Below are 16,684 nucleotides of genomic sequence, written 5' to 3'. Positions count from 1 at the left end.
CGATCACACCGATGATGTCGCTGATCTTGTTGCTGCTGGCGTTGATGTCCTGCATGGTGGCGACCACACGCGACACCACTTCCCCGCCACGCGCTGCCACCGTGGCCGCCGAAGTCCAGCAGCCCAAAACCAGCGGCAGGTGACAACGACGATTGGGAGTCCTTCTGAACCGGGAGCGCTGCGTAGCCCCATCGAAGCAAGTCCGCGCACGGTAAACCTGCGCTCCATGCAAAGAAGCCCTGCCAACTCGCGCTGGCAGGGCTTCTTTTCTTCGCCCCCCAGTCGCCACAGGGCAACCGAGGGGGCGCAAGAGAACGCCGATCAGTCGGCCTGCTTGCGCAGGAAAGCCGGAATTTCCAGATCGTCCATGCCGCCCGACGACAGTGCATCGACGCGGGCTGCTGCCTGCGTGCGGTTGGTGCGCCAGACGCTGGGCACCGACATGCCGCCGTAATCGGCCTGGGAGCCGACGCCCATGCCGCCTGCCACGCCGACGGCTCCGCCCATCACGCCGCTGGTGGTCATGGGCATCTGGTAGGCCATGTTGTCCGTGCCCGTGCGCAGGCCGCCCTGCACCACCGAGATGGGCTGGCGGCGCGCATTGGGGCGCGACAGGCCCGTGGCCACCACGGTCACGCGGATCTCTTCACCCAGGCTGTCGTCGTAGGCAGCGCCGTAGATGACATGCGCGTCGGGCGAGGCGTAGGCGTTGATGGTGCTCATGGCCAGGCGCGATTCGGACAGCTTGAGGCTGCCCTTGGCGGCGGTGACCAGCACCAGCACGCCCTTGGCGCCCGACAGGTCGATGCCTTCGAGCAGCGGGCAGGCCACGGCCTGCTCGGCGGCAATGCGGGCGCGGTCGGGGCCGCTGGCGGTGGCCGTGCCCATCATGGCCTTGCCAGGCTCGCCCATCACGGTGCGCACGTCTTCGAAGTCGACGTTCACATGGCCGTATTCGTTGATGATTTCGGCAATGCCGCCTACGGCGTTTTTCAGCACGTCGTTGGCGTGGGCAAAGGCTTCGTCCTGAGTGATGTCATCGCCCAGCACTTCGAGCAGCTTTTCGTTGAGCACCACGATCAGCGAATCGACATTGGCTTCGAGCTCGGCCAGGCCGTTGTCGGCATTGCTCATGCGGCGCCCGCCCTCCCAGTCGAAGGGCTTGGTGACCACGCCCACGGTGAGAATGCCCATTTCCTTGGCCACACGCGCAATCACCGGTGCGGCGCCGGTGCCCGTGCCGCCACCCATGCCGGCGGTGATGAACAGCATGTGCGCGCCCGAGATGGCGGCGCGGATGTCATCCACGGCGGCTTCGGCGGCTTCGCGGCCCTTGTCGGGCTTGCTGCCGGCACCCAGGCCGCTTTGGCCCAGCTGGATGGTGCGGTGGGCGGAGCTGCGGGTAAGCGCCTGCGCGTCGGTGTTGGCGCTGACAAACTCCACGCCCTGCACGCTGCGCGCAATCATGTGCTCGACAGCATTGCTGCCGCCGCCGCCCACACCGATCACCTTGATCTGGGTGCCCTGGTTGAATTCTTCGGCTTCGATCATTTCGATGGTCATGTTGGAGCTCCTGTTTCTAAATACGTATTCAATTGCCAAATGGGGAAAGGGGGTCTGTTTCGCGGGACATAGGGCGGTCCGATACATCGCCATCGCCCGCGCGGTATGCGATGGGGACTCCCTCTTGCTAGCCAGATCGCCCCCACGCTTGCAACTGCGTCTGCTGCGCTGCCCCGCAAGGGGGCCTTCGCGCCTTGGGGCGGCCCGGCGGCGCTCATGCCTGGGTATTTCATGGTCAGAAGTTCCCCACGATGAAATCCTTGAAGCGCCCGAACGCGGTCTTCATCGACCCGCTCTTTTGCGCCACCTTAAACCCACGAAGACGTGCCAGGCGCGCTTCTTCGAGCAAGCCCATGACAGTGGAGGCACGGGGCTGGGCGACCATGTCCGACAGGGCGCTGGAATACTTGGGAATGCCGCGGCGCACGGGTTTCAAAAAGATGTCCTCGCCCAGTTCGATCATTCCGGGCATGACCGAGCTGCCGCCGGTGAGCACGATGCCCGATGAGAGCACCTCTTCGTAGCCCGACTCGCGCACCACCTGCTGCACCAGCGAGAAAATTTCTTCGACCCGGGGCTCGATCACGCCAGCCAGCGCCTGCTTGCTGAGCATGCGCGGGCTGCGGTCGCCCAGGCCGGGCACTTCCACCTGGGCCTCGGGGTCGGCGAGCAATTGCTTGGCGTAGCCGCTTTCGACCTTGATGTCTTCGGCGTCCTTGGTGGGCGTGCGCAGTGCCATGGCAATGTCGCTGGTGATGAGGTCGCCCGCAATCGGGATCACCGCCGTGTGGCGGATGGCACCGCCGGTGAAGATGGCCACGTCGGTCGTGCCCGCGCCGATATCCACCAGCACCACGCCCAGCTCGCGCTCGTCATCGGTCAGCACGGCCTGGCTGCTGGCCAGTGGGTTGAGCATGAGCTGCTCGACTTCGAGGCCGCAGCGGCGCACGCACTTGATGATGTTCTCGGCCGCGCTCTGCGCACCGGTCACGATATGGATCTTGGCCTCCAGACGGATGCCACTCATGCCGATGGGCTCTTTCACGTCCTGCCCGTCGATCACAAATTCCTGCGGCTCCACCAGCAACAGGCGCTGGTCACTGGAGATGTTGATCGCCTTGGCCGTCTCGACCACGCGCGCCACGTCGGCGGCGGTGACTTCCTTGTCCTTCACGGCCACCATGCCGCTGGAGTTGAGGCCCCGGATATGGCTGCCCGTGATGCCGGTATAGACGCGCTGGATCTTGCAGTCGGCCATCAGCTCGGCTTCTTTGAGCGCCTGCTGGATGCTCTGGACGGTGGCGTCGATGTTCACCACCACGCCACGCTTCAAGCCATTGCTCGGGGCCACGCCCAGGCCTGCGAGTTTGAGCTCGCCATTGGGCAACACCTCGGCCACCACGGCCATGACCTTGGCCGTGCCGATGTCCAGCCCCACCACGACGTCTTTGTATTCTCTTGCCATATCAGTGTCTGCCCTTCATTGTTCTGTCCTGTCGCATCTACTGCACGCGGCTATTTCTTCGCAGCCGCTTCCGCGGTGACTGTCGTCACGCCACGCAACCGCAGCGCATAGCCTCCGGCATGCCGCAGGTCTGCCGACTCCAGTGCGTCCGCACGGCGCTGGTATTGCGCCGCCACCCCCGTCAGTGTGCTGATGAAGCGCTGCGTGCGTTGCACCACTTCTTGTTGCGTGCCGCCTCCCAGCTCCAGCGCTGCGCCGGTGTCGAGCGTGGCGCGCCAGCCGCCGCGCCCGGTGAGTTCCAGCGCATCCACAGCCATGCCCAGCGGCTCAAACAGTGGCTGCAGTACGCCGTGCATCTGCAGCACCTCGGCCGAACTACCCTGGGGACCCGTGAGGCGGGGCAAGCCTTCTTGCTCCACATCGCCCACATTGGCCTCGAAAACCTCGCCCTGGCTGTTGACCAGTGCCGAACCGGTTTCGCCCCCCCAGAAGGCAACAGCATCGTGTTCCTGCAGCTCCACGCGCAGGCCACCCGGAAACTCGCGCCGCACCAGGGCCTTGCGCACCCAGGGCGCCTGCTCGAAGGCCGCGCGCGCGGCCCGCAGATCGATGGTGAAGAAGTTGCCCGCCAGCTGCGGCGCCACATTGGCGCGCAAGGTCACTGCGTTGTTGTGCACCAGCTCACCCTGAACCACGATGCGTGCCACAGAAAAACCGGGATAACGCAACACCCAGCGCGCCCCCGCTGCCAGCAAAAGCAGCACGCAGCACAGGAACAAGACCGAAGCGGTCAGGTTCATGAGCTTGACGTCCAGCGGTGCGGGCAGCGACTGATTCATGGCGTGGTGGTCTCCTGGGGCTGGCTCTGTGCCGGGCTCAGCGTGGCACCGGGCGGCGTGTCCAGCGTGGCGGTGGCGAGCACGCCTACGCACAGGTCTTCGTAGCTGATGCCCAGAGCCCGTGCCGACATGGGAACCAGCGAATGACCGGTCATGCCCGGCGAGGTGTTGATTTCCAGCAGGAAGGGTTTGCGGTCACTGGCGCGGATCATGATGTCGGCCCGCGCCCAGCCCCGACAGCCCAGCGAACGGAAGGCCTGCACCACCAGGCGCTGGATCTCGCGTTCTTCCGCCTCGGGCAGGCCGCTTGGGCAGTGGTATTGGGTGTCGTTGGTGAAATACTTGTGTTCGTAGTCGTAATTGCCTTGCGGCGCCACGATGCGGATCACCGGCAGCGCATGGGCGCTGGCGCCTTCGCCCAGGATGGGGCAGGTGGTTTCATCGCCCTCGATGAACTGTTCGCACAGCACCTCGGGGTCGTATTTCGATGCCAGCGCATAGGCCTGCTCGCACTGCTCGGGCGAGGACACCTTGGTCAACCCGATGGTCGAGCCCTCGCGCGCGGGCTTGACGATCATGGGCGCGGCCAGCGCCTGCAGGGCCATAGCCGTTTCATCGCCGCTGGCCACAAGACGCCAGTCGGGCGTGGGCAAGCCCTCGGCGCGCCAGATGCGCTTGGTCATGATCTTGTCCATCGACATGCTGGACGCCATCACACCCGAGCCGGTGTACGGGATTCCGAGCAACTCCAGCGCGCCTTGCACCGTGCCGTCTTCACCGTGGCGCCCGTGCAGGGCAATGAAGCAGCGGGCGTAACCGCCGCGCTGGAGTTCGCCCAGTTCGCTCTGTGCCGGGTCGAACGCGTAAGCATCCACACCGCGCGAGCGCAGCGCCTGCAGCACGCCGCGGCCGGACATCAGGGACACATCGCGCTCGGCCGATGCACCGCCCATCAGCACTGCCACCTTGCCCAACGTGCGGGCGTCAATATTTGAGCCAAATGTGTTCATCGCGCCCTCCCTGCTTGCGGCAACAGCTCATTATTTTGTAGCAAATCAACCACCTTTCCGGGCACGGCACCAATCGAACCCGCACCCATGCACATCACCACGTCGCCATCTTTTGCGTTGTCTGCAATGGACTGGGGCAGGTCGGCCACAGCGTCAACGAACAAGGGCTCTACCCGGCCGGCCACGCGCAGCGCACGCGCCAGCGAGCGGCCGTCTGCGGCCACCACGGGCGCTTCGCCAGCGGCATACACCTCGGTGAGCAGCACGGCGTCGGCACTGCCGATGACCTTCACAAAATCCTCGAAGCAATCGCGCGTGCGGCTGTAGCGGTGCGGCTGGAACGCCAGCACCAGGCGGCGCCCAGGGAAAGCCCCGCGGGCCGCTGCCAGCGTGGCGGCCATCTCCACGGGGTGGTGGCCGTAGTCGTCGATCAGCGTGAACTGGCCACCGTCCTTGGCGGGCAGTTCGCCATAGCGCTGAAAGCGCCGGCCCACGCCCTTGAAACCGGCCAGCGCGCGCTGCACGGCTTCGTCCGGAATGTTCAGCTCCACGGCCACCGCGATGGCCGACAGGGCGTTGAGCACGTTGTGCTCGCCCGCCAGGTTGAGCACCACCTCCATATCAGGCAGCGTGACGCCGTTGCGTCGCTGCACCGTAAAGCGCATTTGCCCCGCCTCGGCCTGCACGTTGATGGCGCGCACCTGGGCGTCTTCCGAAAAGCCGTAGCTCGTGATGGGGCAGGTCACGCTTTGCAGAATGTCGCGCACCGCCGGGCTATCGACGCACAGGATGGCAGTGCCATAAAACGGCATGCGGTGCAGAAAATCGATGAAGGCCCCCTTGAGGCGACCAAAGTCATGCCCGTAGGTTTCCATGTGGTCGGCATCGATGTTGGTGACCACAGCCATCACGGGCAGCAAATTCAGAAACGAGGCATCGGACTCGTCTGCCTCGACCACGATGTAGTCGCCGCTGCCCAACTTGGCATTGGCGCCCGCGCTGTTCAGACGCCCGCCAATCACAAAGGTGGGGTCGAGTCCTGCCTCGGCCAGCACACTGGTCACAAGGCTGGTGGTGGTGGTCTTGCCGTGCGTGCCGGCAATGGCGATGCCCTGCTTGAGGCGCATCAGCTCGGCCAGCATGAGGGCGCGTGGCACCACGGGAATCTTCTTGTCGCGCGCGGCCAGCACCTCGGGGTTGCCGGCCGTGACGGCGGTGGAGGTGACCACGGCATCGGCCCCCTCAATGTGCGCTGCCGCGTGACCCAGGCAGGTCTTGATGCCCAAGCCCGCGAGGCGGCGCAGCGTGGCGCTGTCACTCAGGTCCGAACCCGAGATCTGGTAGCCCAGGTTGAACAGCACCTCGGCGATGCCGCTCATGCCGGCGCCGCCCACACCGACGAAATGAATATGGCGAACAGCGTGCTTCATGCAGACAACTCCTCGCACGCCGCCACCACTTCGCGGGTGGCATTGATTTTTTGCATGTTTTTGGCCTTCTCGGCAATATCGACGAGCGCTGTGCGCTCTGAATTCAATAGCATCTTCGCCAACCCTTCGGGGGTCAGGTCGCTTTGCTGCACCAGCCAGCCGCCGCCCGCATTCACCAGAAAGCGGGCGTTGGTGGTCTGGTGGTCATCCACGGCAAAGGGGAACGGCACAAAGATGGCGGCAGCACCCACGGCGGCAATCTCGGTCACGGTGCTGGCGCCGGCGCGGCACACGATGATGTCGGCCGCAGCAAACGCGCTGGCCGTGTCGTCGATGAACGGGGTGAGCTCTGCCTGCACACCGGCAGCCTGGTAGTTGGCGCGCAAGGTGTCGATCTGCGTGGCGCCGCTCTGGTGCGTGACCACTGGCCGGTTTTCCGCAGGGATCAGCGCCAGAGCCCGGGGCACGATGTCGTTGAGCGCCTGCGCGCCCAGGCTGCCGCCCACCACCAGCAGGCGCAGGGGGCCCGTGCGCCCGACAAAACGCTCTGACGGCGCTGCCTGGCGCGTGAACGCCGCGCGCAGCGGGTTGCCTACCCATTGGGCCTTCTTCAGCACCCCTGGAAACGCGGTGAACACCCGGTCGGCCACACCGGCGAGCACCTTGTTGGCCATGCCGGCCACCGAGTTCTGCTCATGCAGCACCAGGGGCTTGCCGCACAGCACGCCCATCATTCCGCCCGGAAAGGTGATGTAGCCGCCCAGGCCCACCACCACGTCGGGTTTCACACGGCGCACCACCTGCAAGGCCTGCCAGAAGGCACGCAGCAGGCGCAGCGGCAGCAACGCCAGCGTGGCCAGGCCCTTGCCACGCACACCGGAAAAATCAATGAGTTCGAGCGGAAAGCCGTGCTGCGGCACGATGCGCGACTCCATGCTGCCCGGTGCACCCAGCCAGTGCACGCGCCAGCCGCGTGCGCGCAGCTCCTCAGCGACGGCAAGGCCCGGGAAGATATGGCCGCCGGTGCCGCCAGCCATGATGAGTGCCGTTTTCTGGCTCATACACGGCCTCCGCGCATGAGCAATTTGTTTTCATAATCCACCCGCAGTACGACCGCGAGCGCGACGAGGTTCATCAGGATGGCAGAGCCGCCAAAGCTCATCAGCGGCAGCGTGAGTCCCTTGGTCGGCAGCGCGCCCAGGTTCACGCCCATGTTGATGAAGGCCTGAAAGCCCATCCAGATGGCCACGCCCTGCGCCACCAGGCCAGCGAATACGCGGTCCAGGGCGATGGCCTGGCGGCCGATGTGCATGATGCGGCGCGTCATCCAGACAAACAACACGATGAGCGTGAGCACGCCCACCAAGCCAAACTCTTCACCGATGACGGCGAGCAAAAAGTCGGTGTGCGCCTCGGGCAGCCAGTGGAGTTTTTCGACGCTGCCGCCCAGTCCCACACCAAAGATTTCACCGCGCCCGATGGCAATCAGCGAGTGCGAGAGCTGGTAGCCCTTGCCCAGCGCATGCTCTTCGCTGAACGGGTCGAGGTACGCGAACACGCGCTCGCGCCGCCAGGGCGAGCTGGCAATCATGATGGCGAAGGCCGATACCAGCACGCCAGCGATCAGGAAGAACATGCGGGCGTTGACGCCCCCCAGGAACAGGATGCCCATGGCGATCACGGCCACCACCATGAAGGCGCCCATGTCCGGCTCGGCCAGCAGCAGCACACCCACGATCGCCACGGCGGCGCCCATGGGCAGCACGGCCCGGAAGAAGCGCTCCTTCACATCCATCTTGCGCACCATGTAGTCCGACGCATAGATGAGTACGGCGAACTTCGCCAGCTCCGAGGGCTGGAAGTTCATGATGCCCAGCGACAGCCAGCGCCGCGCACCGTTGACCACAGTGCCGACATGCGGAATCAGCACCGCCACCAGCAGCACGATAGAGACCACGAACAGCCAGGGTGCCACGCGCTCCCAGGTCGCCATCGACACCTGAAACGCGAGAAGCGCCACCACAAAACCCACGATCAGGGCAAACACGTGGCGCATCAGGAAATGGGTGGAGGCGATCTTGCCGAAACGGGGGTTGTCCGGCATGGCAATCGATGCCGAATACACCATCACCAGCCCCCATGCCAGCAGTGCCAGCACCACCCACAGCAGGGCCTGGTCAAAACCCAGCACTGCGGCGGGCGTGCTGCGGGTGGAGCGGTAGTCGGTGCCCCCCACCCGCACCGGCAACACATCGGCGGCCTTGCCCGAAAGCCCTCCCAGCCAGGCCGTAACGCGCTGCCATGCACCGTGAGCGATGGTCATTGCAGGCCCTCCAGTTCCTGTCCGGCATCGTGTGCCAGCTCGCGCACGGCGTCGCAGAACACCTGCGCGCGGTGTGCGTAGTCCCGAAACATGTCAAAGCTGGCGCAGGCGGGAGACATCAACACCGCATCGCCCGGACGGGCGTGCTGCGCGGCCAACTGCACGGCGTGCGGCAGCGTCTGCGCATCGACCAGCGCAACACCCGCACCCTGCAGTGCAGCGCGAATCAACGGTGCATCCCGGCCCATCAGAACCACTGCCCGCGCAGAGCGCGCCACCGGCGCTGCCAGCGGCGAAAAGTCTTGCCCCTTGCCCTCGCCGCCCAGAATGACCACGAGGCGGCGATCTGCCCCCAGCCCCGACAGCGCCGCCACCGTGGCGCCCACATTGGTGCCCTTGCTGTCGTCGAAATATTCCACGCCTGCCACCACACCAATGGGTTCCACACGGTGCGGCTCGCCGCGGTACTCGCGCAAGCCATACAGCATGGGGGACAAAGCGCAACCCGCCTCACAGGCCAGCGCCAGGGCTGCCAGGGCGTTGATGGCGTTGTGGCGCCCGCGAATGCGCAACGCATCGGCCGGCAGCAGGCGCTGGATGTGCAGCTCGGGCTCTTCGCTGCGGCCGCGCTTGCGGGTTTCGTCCGACTCCAGGGCACGCACCAGCCAGGCCATGCCGCTCACCATTTCGATGCCGAAGTCGCCCGGGCGCCGGGGCATGTCGCCGCCAAATGTGCTGTGCGCGCGCTGCTGAGGTTTTTGCAATTTCACGCGCACGGGCTCCGGCAGCATGGCCATCACCGCCGGTTCGTCGCGGTTGAGCACCATGACTGCGCACTGCCCGAAGATGCGTGCCTTTGCAGCGGCATAGGCCTGCATGTCGCCATGCCAGTCCAGGTGGTCCTGCGTGATGTTGAGCACCGTGGCGGCCGTGGACTCAAAGTCCACCACGCCGTCGAGCTGAAAACTCGACAGCTCCAGCACCCACACCTGGGGAAGCGTGCCCGCGTCGATATGGGACGCCAGCGTATCGAGCAACGTGGGGCCGATATTGCCGGCCACGGCCACGGTTTTGCCCGCGCGCTCGACCAGCTGGCCCGTGAGCGAGGTGACCGTGGTCTTGCCATTGGTGCCGGTGATTGCCAGCACCGCTGGCGCATACCCGTGCGCAGCGCGCAGTGCGGCAAGGGCCATGGAATACAAGCTTAATTCGCCTCCAGTGCTTATACCCATTGCGCTAGCAGCTACGAAAACAGGAGCAATTGAGTCAGGACTCAACCCTGGCGAGCGGTACACCGCGTGCAGGCCCTGCCCTTGCACCAGATGCGCACCAAAGGCGCCCGCCACGAAACGCACCTGTGGCAGCTCTTGCTGCAAGGCAGCCAGCTGGGGAGGCAACTGCCGCGTATCGGCCACGGTGACATGCGCGCCGCAGCGCACGCACCAGCGCGCCATGGCCAGGCCCGAAGCACCCAGCCCGAGGATGAGGATGTTCTGGTCTTGCAGCGGCGCCATGCCCTCGCCTGGGCGACCGGCCGGCTCGGCAGGGGCCTGAGCGGGGTCGGCCGCCGATTCGCCACCGTCTTGCGCAGCCATTGGCAACACGGCGGGCGTGGGCTCTGGCGCAGCCACTTCGGCAAAGATCTGCGCCACAAAATCGGCCGCAGCCTTGGCGGCAGAAATGGCCGGGGCCTTGTCCAGGCTCCAGGTGCTGCCACTGCGGCCCGCACTTGCTGCGACGCCCGGGGCCTCGTCTGTGACCGCACGCAACTCGCCTGCGCCTGCGGCTGGCGCAAGCGGGGAGCTGGGCGCACCCGCCTCTGCCTCCAAAGGCGTGGCCACGGGGTGGGCAGGAAGAATGGGGTCGTTGTCGCTCATCGCAGTTTCAGGGTAGACAGGCCTACCAGGCACAGCAGCATGGTGATGATCCAGAAGCGCACGATCACCTGCGTTTCCTTCCATCCGCTCTTTTCAAAGTGGTGGTGCAGGGGTGCCATCTTCAGCAGGCGGCGGCCTTCGCCATAACGCTTTTTGGTGTACTTGAACCAGGCCACCTGCAGCATCACCGACAGCGCCTCGACCACGAAAATGCCGCCCATGATGGCCAGCACGATCTCCTGGCGCACGATGACGGCGATGGTGCCCAGCGCAGCGCCCAGAGCCAGCGCACCCACATCGCCCATGAACACCTGCGCCGGATGGGCGTTGAACCAGAGAAATGCCAGGCCTGCGCCCGCCATGGCAGCGCAAAAGATCAAGAGCTCGCCGGAGCCGGGGATGTGCGGAAAGATCAGGTATTTCGAATACACCGAGCTGCCGGTGACATAGGCAAACACACCCAGGGCCGAGCCCACCATCACCACCGGCATGATGGCCAGGCCGTCCAGACCGTCGGTCAGGTTGACGGCATTGCTGGAGCCCACGATGACAAGGTAGGTGAGGATCACAAAACCCAGCACACCCAGCGGGTAGCTGATCTCTTTGAAGAACGGCAACTGCAACCCCGCCTTGGGCGGCAGGTCGAGCGAGAAACCCGACTGCACCCAGCCCACGAACAGCTCCCACACTTTGGCGTTGGAGCTCTCGGAAATGCTGAACACCAGGTACAGCGCTGCAATCAGGCCGATGACCGACTGCCAGAAATACTTCTCGCGCGAGCGCATGCCCTCGGGGTCCTTGTTGACCACCTTGCGCCAGTCGTCCACCCAGCCAATGGCACCAAAACCCAGCGTGACCAGCAGCACGATCCAGACAAAGCGGTTGGACAGGTCAAACCACAGCAGCGTGGATATAGCAATCGACAGCAAGATGAGCACGCCGCCCATGGTGGGCGTGCCGCTCTTGGACAGGTGCGACTGCATCGCATAGCCGCGAATCGGCTGGCCGATCTTGAGCGAGGTGAGCACGCGGATCACCTTGGGGCCCGCCACCAAGCCAATGAGCAGCGCCGTCATGGCGGCCATCACGGCGCGGAAGGTGAGGTACTGGAACACCCGAAAAAAGCCGAACTCGGGCGACAGGCCCTGCAGCCATTGCGACAGCATCAGCAGCATGCGGCACCTCCTTGCACGGTACGGCGGGCGTCAATGGCTTGCATCATGCGGTGCCTCCGAATGGACGATTTCTTGTTGTTCTGCGTTGGCGGCAATCGCCTCCACCACCTGTTCCATCTTCATGAACCGCGATCCCTTCACCAGCACGCTGCCCACCTGGGGCAATGCCTCGAGCACCGCCGCTTGCAGCGATGCCATGTTGTCAAAATGCCTTGCGGCGCCGAACGCCTGGGCGGCGTTGGCCGACTGCACGCCCAGCGCATACAGGTGCGCAATGCCCGCCGCGCGCGCATGGGCGCCAGCCTCAGCGTGAAACTGCGGGCCCTGGTCACCCACCTCGCCCATGTCGCCCATCACCAGCAGCCGCGGTGCGGGCAGTGCGGCCAGCACATCGATGGCGGCGCGCATGGAGTCGGGGTTGGCGTTGTAGGTGTCATCCACCACGGTGATGTCGCGCCCCGCATGCCGCACGCTGAGCGCGCGCGAGCGCCCCTTGACGGGGCTGAATGCAGTTAGGCCGCGCGCAATGGCATCCAGCGAAACGCCGGCCGCCACGGCGCAGGCGGCAGCGGCCAGCGCATTGGTGACGTTGTGCAGTCCCGCAATCTGCAGGGTGCACGACAGCGCCCCGACGGGTGTGGTCATCTCGACCTGCCATTTGCCTTGCTCCCAGCTGGCGCGCCCACACTGCACATCGCCCCCCGCGCCAAAGGTGATGCACCGGCGCGGCGCAGCAAGGCGCGCCCACAGGCCGGTGTAGGCATCACCTGCAGGGAACACCGCCACGCCATCGGCAGGCAGCGCCGCCAGCACCGAGCCGTTTTCTTCTGCCACGGCCTGCACCGTGTGCATGAATTCGAGGTGTTCGCGTTGTGCGTTGTTGACCAGCGCCACCGTGGGCTGCGCGATGGCGGCCAGGGTGGCAATTTCGCCGGGATGGTTCATGCCCATCTCGATCACCGCGGCGGCATGCTCTGCCCTCAGGCGCAGCAGCGTCAGGGGCACGCCGATGTCATTGTTGAAGTTGCCCTGTGTGGCAAAGGCCGCGTCACCCTTCCAGGCGCGCAGGATCGACGCCACCATCTGCGTCACCGTCGTCTTTCCGTTGCTGCCTGTGATGCCAATCAGGGGCAGGCTGAACTGGGCACGCCACGCGGTGGCCAGCGCGCCCAGCGCAGCCAGGCTGTCGGGCACCTCGATGCCGGGCAGCCCGGCAGCTTCGAGCCCGCCATGGGCCACGGCGGCCACGGCACCCGCATCGCGGGCGTCGGCCAGGAAGGCATTGGCATCAAAGCGCTCGCCTTTGAGCGCCACAAACAGGTCGCCCGGCTGCAAAGTGCGGGTGTCCGTGTGCACGCGTGCCACCGGTGTTGCCCCATCGCCCACCAGGCGCGCCTGGGGAATGCTTTGGCGAATCCAGTCGAGCGCTTGCTGCAGGTTCATCATGCCCATGTGCTGGCTCCCCGGGCGGTCAAGGCTGCCTGCGCCTGCGCCATGTCGTCGAACGGCCGGCGCACACCGGCCGTTTCCTGGTAATCCTCGTGGCCCTTGCCGGCAATCAGCACCACATCGGCCGCATCGGCTTCGCCAATCGCCAATGCAATGGCGGCAGCGCGATCAGGCTGTGCCCGCACGGTTTCGCCCGCGATCGTGCCTTGCAAAATCTGGTGCAGGATGGCCACGGGCTCTTCGCTGCGCGGGTTGTCGCTGGTCACCACCACCCAGTCGGCATGCTGCTGTGCCACCGCACCCATCAGCGGGCGCTTGCTGGCATCGCGGTCGCCGCCGCAACCGAATACACACCACAGCTGCCCCCCGCGCTCCACGGCCAGCGGGCGCAGTGCCTGCAGGGCCTTGTCCAGGGCGTCGGGGGTGTGGGCATAGTCCACCGCCACCAGCGGCTGCCCCGGCGCCACCAGCCGCTGCATGCGGCCCGGCACGGGTTGCAGGCCCGCGCAGGCCTGCACGGCATCCAACAGCGGCACACCCTGGCTGCGCAGCGTGGCCAGCACGCCCAGCAGGTTCAGCACGTTGTAGTGGCCAATCACGCAGGTTTGCAATGTCCGCTGCTCTGCGCCTTCCACCACGGTGAAGCGCAGCCCCTGGTCGCCCAGGGCAATGTCCCGCGCCGCCAACCGCGCCGGTCCGTGGGCCGAGATGCTCCACAGATCCAGCGCGCGCCCCGACAGTTCGGAATGCAGCTGCACTCCGGCCGGATCGTCCACGTTGATGACGGCCGCCTGCAGACCCGGCCAGTCAAACAAGGCCCGCTTGGCCAGCCAGTAGTCGGCCATGCTGCCGTGGTAGTCGAGATGGTCCTGGGTGAAATTGGTGAAGATGGCCGTGCGAATTAGCGTGCCATCCAGGCGCGCTTCGGCCAGCCCGATGGAAGACGCCTCGATGGCGCACGCGCCCAACCCCTGATCGACATACTGGCGAAACGCGCGCTGCAGGCGCACCGGGTCGGGGGTAGTCATACCCGTGGATTCAAGGGCTGGCGCAACACCCATACCCAAAGTACCCACCAACGCACAGCCAGCAAGCGCAGGTAGCTCTCTATTTGATAGTGCATTCAGGGCGCCCGCCAGCCACCACGCGGTGCTGGTCTTGCCGTTGGTTCCCGTCACTGCCAGCACGGCGAGTTGACTGGTGGGGTGATCAAACCACTGTGCGGCAATGGGCCCGGTGGCGCCCTTGAGGCCATGCAATGCGGCCATGTGGTCGCCCGTGAACCCGAACGCCTCCACACCCGACTGCTCCACCAGACAGGCTGTGGCGCCCCGCACCATGGCATCGGCCACATGGGCACGCCCATCGGTGGCGGCGCCCGGCCAGGCAATGAATCCGTCACCCGGGCGAATCAGACGGCTGTCGGTCTGCAAGGTGCCGGTGACGCGCTCACGCAGCCATTGCACGGCGTCATGGGCAGTGGTCAATGTATGCATCACAGCGACTCCTCCACCCCGTCGGTCATGATCTGCGGCTTGACGGCCACGTCCGGCTGCACGCCCATCATGCGCAAGGTCTGCTGCACCACCTCGCTGAACACCGGCGCCGCCACCAGGCCGCCATACACCTGGCCGTTGCTGGGCTCGTCGATCATCACGGCCACGATGATGCGCGGCTTGTCGATGGGTGCCATGCCGGTAAACCAGGCGCGGTATTTGCCGGCGGCGTAGCTTTTGCCCACCTGCTTGCGGGCAGTGCCAGACTTTCCGCCCACCGAGTAGCCCACGGTCTGTGCCTTTTGCCCCGTGCCGCCGGGCCCAGCGGCCATCTGCAGCATCTTGCGCACCTGGTCGGCCGTGCGCTCGGAAAACACGGGCACGCCGATGGCGGGCTCGGTACTTTTGAGCATGGTGGCAGGAATGACGCGCCCACCGTTGGCGAATACGGTGTACGACCGCGCCATCTGGAACAGGCTGGCCGACAGTCCGTAGCCATAGGACATGGTGGCCTGTTCGATCGGGCGCCAGGTCTTGTAGGGCCGCAGACGGCCACTCACCACGCCAGGAAAAGCGAGTTGTGGCTTCTGGCCGAATCCGGCGGCAGAGAAGGTCTCCCACATCTCGCGTGCGGGTATCTGCATGGCGATCTTGGTGGTGCCCACGTTGCTGGACTTCTGGATGACGCCCTCGACGGTGAGCGCACCGTAGTTGTGCGTATCCGAAATGGTGGAGCCGGTGATGGTGAGCCGGCCCGGCGTGGTGTCGATGACGGTGTCTGGCCGCATGCGGCCCGATTCCAGCGCCAGACCGATGGTGAACGGTTTCATGGTGGAGCCGGGCTCGAACACATCGGTCAGCGCACGGTTGCGCAATTGCTCGCCGGTGAGGTTCTGGCGCTTGTCGGGCACATAGCTGGGATAGTTGGCCAGCGCCAGCAACTCGCCGGTGTGCGCATCAAGCACCACCACGCTACCGGCCTTGGCCTTGTGCGCCGCCACCTGATCGCGCAGCTTTTGATAGGCAAAGAACTGCACCTTGCTGTCGATGGACAGCTGCATGTCGCGGCCATCCACCGGCGGCACGGTCTCGCCCACGCCTTCGACCACGCGGCCCAGGCGGTCCTTGATCACGCGGCGCGAGCCGGCGCGCCCGGCCAGCTCGCCGTTGAAGGCCAGTTCCATGCCCTCCTGGCCCTTGTCTTCCACATTGGTGAAGCCCACCACATGCGCGGCCGATTCACCCTCGGGGTACTGGCGCTTGTATTCCTTGCGCTGGTAGATGCCCTTGATGTCCAGCGCCGCAATCTGCTGGCCCACGTCCCAATCGAGCTGACGCTTGACCCAGACAAAGGACTTGTCCTCGTCCGCCAGCCTGGCGTTCAGCTCGGCCTGGGATATGCCAAGCAGACGGGCCAACTGCTTGAGCTTGGCACGCACCTCGGGCTTGTCCTGCTCCACATCTTCGGGAATGGCCCAGATGCTGGCCGCCGGCACACTGGAGGCCAGAATGAGCCCATTGCGATCGAGAATCTTGCCCCGATTGGCGGGCAGTTCGAGCGTGCGCGCAAAGCGCACCTCACCCTGCCGCTGAAAAAATGCGTTGCCAAACACCTGCACATAGGCCGCACGCGCTGCCAACCCGGCAAAGCCCAGCGCAATCATGGCAACAATGAACTTGCTGCGCCACACGGGCGTCTTGCTGGCCAGCAGGGGGCTGGAGGTGTAGAGCACGCTGCGGCTCATGGCTGCGACTCCGGCGCGGACGTGACGGCGCCCGCAGGATCAGCGACATACTGGGTGATGGCGGGGGTAGCGGTGCGCATGTGCAACTGGGCCCGTGCCAGCTTTTCCACCCGCAGCGGCGTGGCCTGCGCGCGCTTTTCAACCTGCAGCCGCTGGTGCTCGGTCTCCAGGCGGCGCGACTCAGACACCGCGCGGTCCAGCTGGGTAAACAGCCGGCGCGATTCGTACTGCGTGTGCACCAGATACAGGGCACTGGCCATCACCGCCACCAGCAGGACGAGATTGAGCCGGGTCATGCGGCGACTCCCCGGC

13 protein-coding genes are annotated in these 16,684 nt (G+C 65.6%); all 13 read right to left on the bottom strand.

What is annotated here, in order from left to right; all coding sequences use genetic code 11:
* Positions 1-321: 321 nt before the first annotated feature.
* The 13 genes from ftsZ to ftsL all read right to left on the bottom strand — a co-directional run bounded on the left by ftsZ (position 322) and on the right by ftsL (position 16,668).
* On the bottom strand, positions 322-1,563 hold the full coding sequence (gene ftsZ, locus DTW89_RS09165) for a cell division protein FtsZ (RefSeq protein WP_024812942.1): 1,242 nt from the start codon (positions 1,561-1,563) through the stop codon (positions 322-324).
* Positions 1,564-1,798: 235 nt separating this feature from the next.
* Positions 1,799-3,028 carry a cell division protein FtsA gene (ftsA, locus tag DTW89_RS09155; protein ID WP_024812943.1) on the bottom strand — a complete coding sequence of 410 codons (1,230 nt, stop codon included), beginning with the start codon at positions 3,026-3,028 and terminating at the stop codon, positions 1,799-1,801.
* Between the two features lie 50 nt (positions 3,029-3,078).
* Entirely contained in the window at positions 3,079-3,867 is a 789-nt protein-coding gene (locus DTW89_RS09150) for a cell division protein FtsQ/DivIB (protein ID WP_024812944.1), read from the bottom strand.
* Positions 3,864-4,877 (bottom strand): D-alanine--D-alanine ligase, encoded by a 1,014-nt coding sequence (locus tag DTW89_RS09145; RefSeq protein ID WP_114655708.1) that lies wholly within the window; start codon positions 4,875-4,877, stop codon positions 3,864-3,866. The genes DTW89_RS09150 and DTW89_RS09145 overlap by 4 nt, the downstream gene beginning before the upstream one ends.
* On the bottom strand, positions 4,874-6,307 hold the full coding sequence (gene murC / locus DTW89_RS09140) for a UDP-N-acetylmuramate--L-alanine ligase (protein ID WP_114655707.1): 1,434 nt from the start codon (positions 6,305-6,307) through the stop codon (positions 4,874-4,876). The genes DTW89_RS09145 and murC overlap by 4 nt, the downstream gene beginning before the upstream one ends.
* Entirely contained in the window at positions 6,304-7,368 is a 1,065-nt protein-coding gene (gene murG / locus DTW89_RS09135; protein WP_114655706.1) for an undecaprenyldiphospho-muramoylpentapeptide beta-N-acetylglucosaminyltransferase, read from the bottom strand. Before murG ends, murC begins: the two co-directional genes overlap by 4 nt.
* Positions 7,365-8,630 (bottom strand): putative lipid II flippase FtsW, encoded by a 1,266-nt coding sequence (gene ftsW, locus DTW89_RS09130; protein WP_114655705.1) that lies wholly within the window; start codon positions 8,628-8,630, stop codon positions 7,365-7,367. The genes murG and ftsW overlap by 4 nt, the downstream gene beginning before the upstream one ends.
* Positions 8,627-10,144, bottom strand: a complete 1,518-nt coding sequence (gene murD / locus DTW89_RS09125) for a UDP-N-acetylmuramoyl-L-alanine--D-glutamate ligase (RefSeq protein WP_236637085.1) — start codon at positions 10,142-10,144, stop codon at positions 8,627-8,629. Before murD ends, ftsW begins: the two co-directional genes overlap by 4 nt.
* 359 nt (positions 10,145-10,503) lie before the next feature.
* A complete protein-coding gene (gene mraY, locus DTW89_RS09120; protein WP_114655703.1) occupies positions 10,504-11,682 on the bottom strand; it encodes a phospho-N-acetylmuramoyl-pentapeptide-transferase in 1,179 nt (392 codons plus the stop codon).
* A gap of 30 nt (positions 11,683-11,712) precedes the next feature.
* Positions 11,713-13,134, bottom strand: coding sequence for a UDP-N-acetylmuramoyl-tripeptide--D-alanyl-D-alanine ligase (locus tag DTW89_RS09115; protein WP_114655702.1), 1,422 nt, complete (start codon positions 13,132-13,134; stop codon positions 11,713-11,715).
* On the bottom strand, positions 13,125-14,627 hold the full coding sequence (locus DTW89_RS09110; RefSeq protein WP_114655701.1) for a UDP-N-acetylmuramoyl-L-alanyl-D-glutamate--2,6-diaminopimelate ligase: 1,503 nt from the start codon (positions 14,625-14,627) through the stop codon (positions 13,125-13,127). Before DTW89_RS09110 ends, DTW89_RS09115 begins: the two co-directional genes overlap by 10 nt.
* Positions 14,627-16,372 (bottom strand): peptidoglycan D,D-transpeptidase FtsI family protein, encoded by a 1,746-nt coding sequence (locus DTW89_RS09105; RefSeq protein WP_114655700.1) that lies wholly within the window; start codon positions 16,370-16,372, stop codon positions 14,627-14,629. The genes DTW89_RS09110 and DTW89_RS09105 overlap by 1 nt, the downstream gene beginning before the upstream one ends.
* Positions 16,369-16,668 (bottom strand): cell division protein FtsL, encoded by a 300-nt coding sequence (ftsL, locus tag DTW89_RS09100; RefSeq protein WP_024812954.1) that lies wholly within the window; start codon positions 16,666-16,668, stop codon positions 16,369-16,371. Before ftsL ends, DTW89_RS09105 begins: the two co-directional genes overlap by 4 nt.
* Between the last annotated feature and the right edge of the window lie 16 nt (positions 16,669-16,684).

Origin of the sequence: Acidovorax sp. BoFeN1 (genome assembly GCF_003345135.1) — a bacterium.
GTDB classification, from domain to species: domain Bacteria; phylum Pseudomonadota; class Gammaproteobacteria; order Burkholderiales; family Burkholderiaceae_C; genus Acidovorax; species Acidovorax defluvii.
Note: the sequence above shows the minus strand (reverse complement) of the source record. Positions and strands in the feature narration are given on the sequence as shown.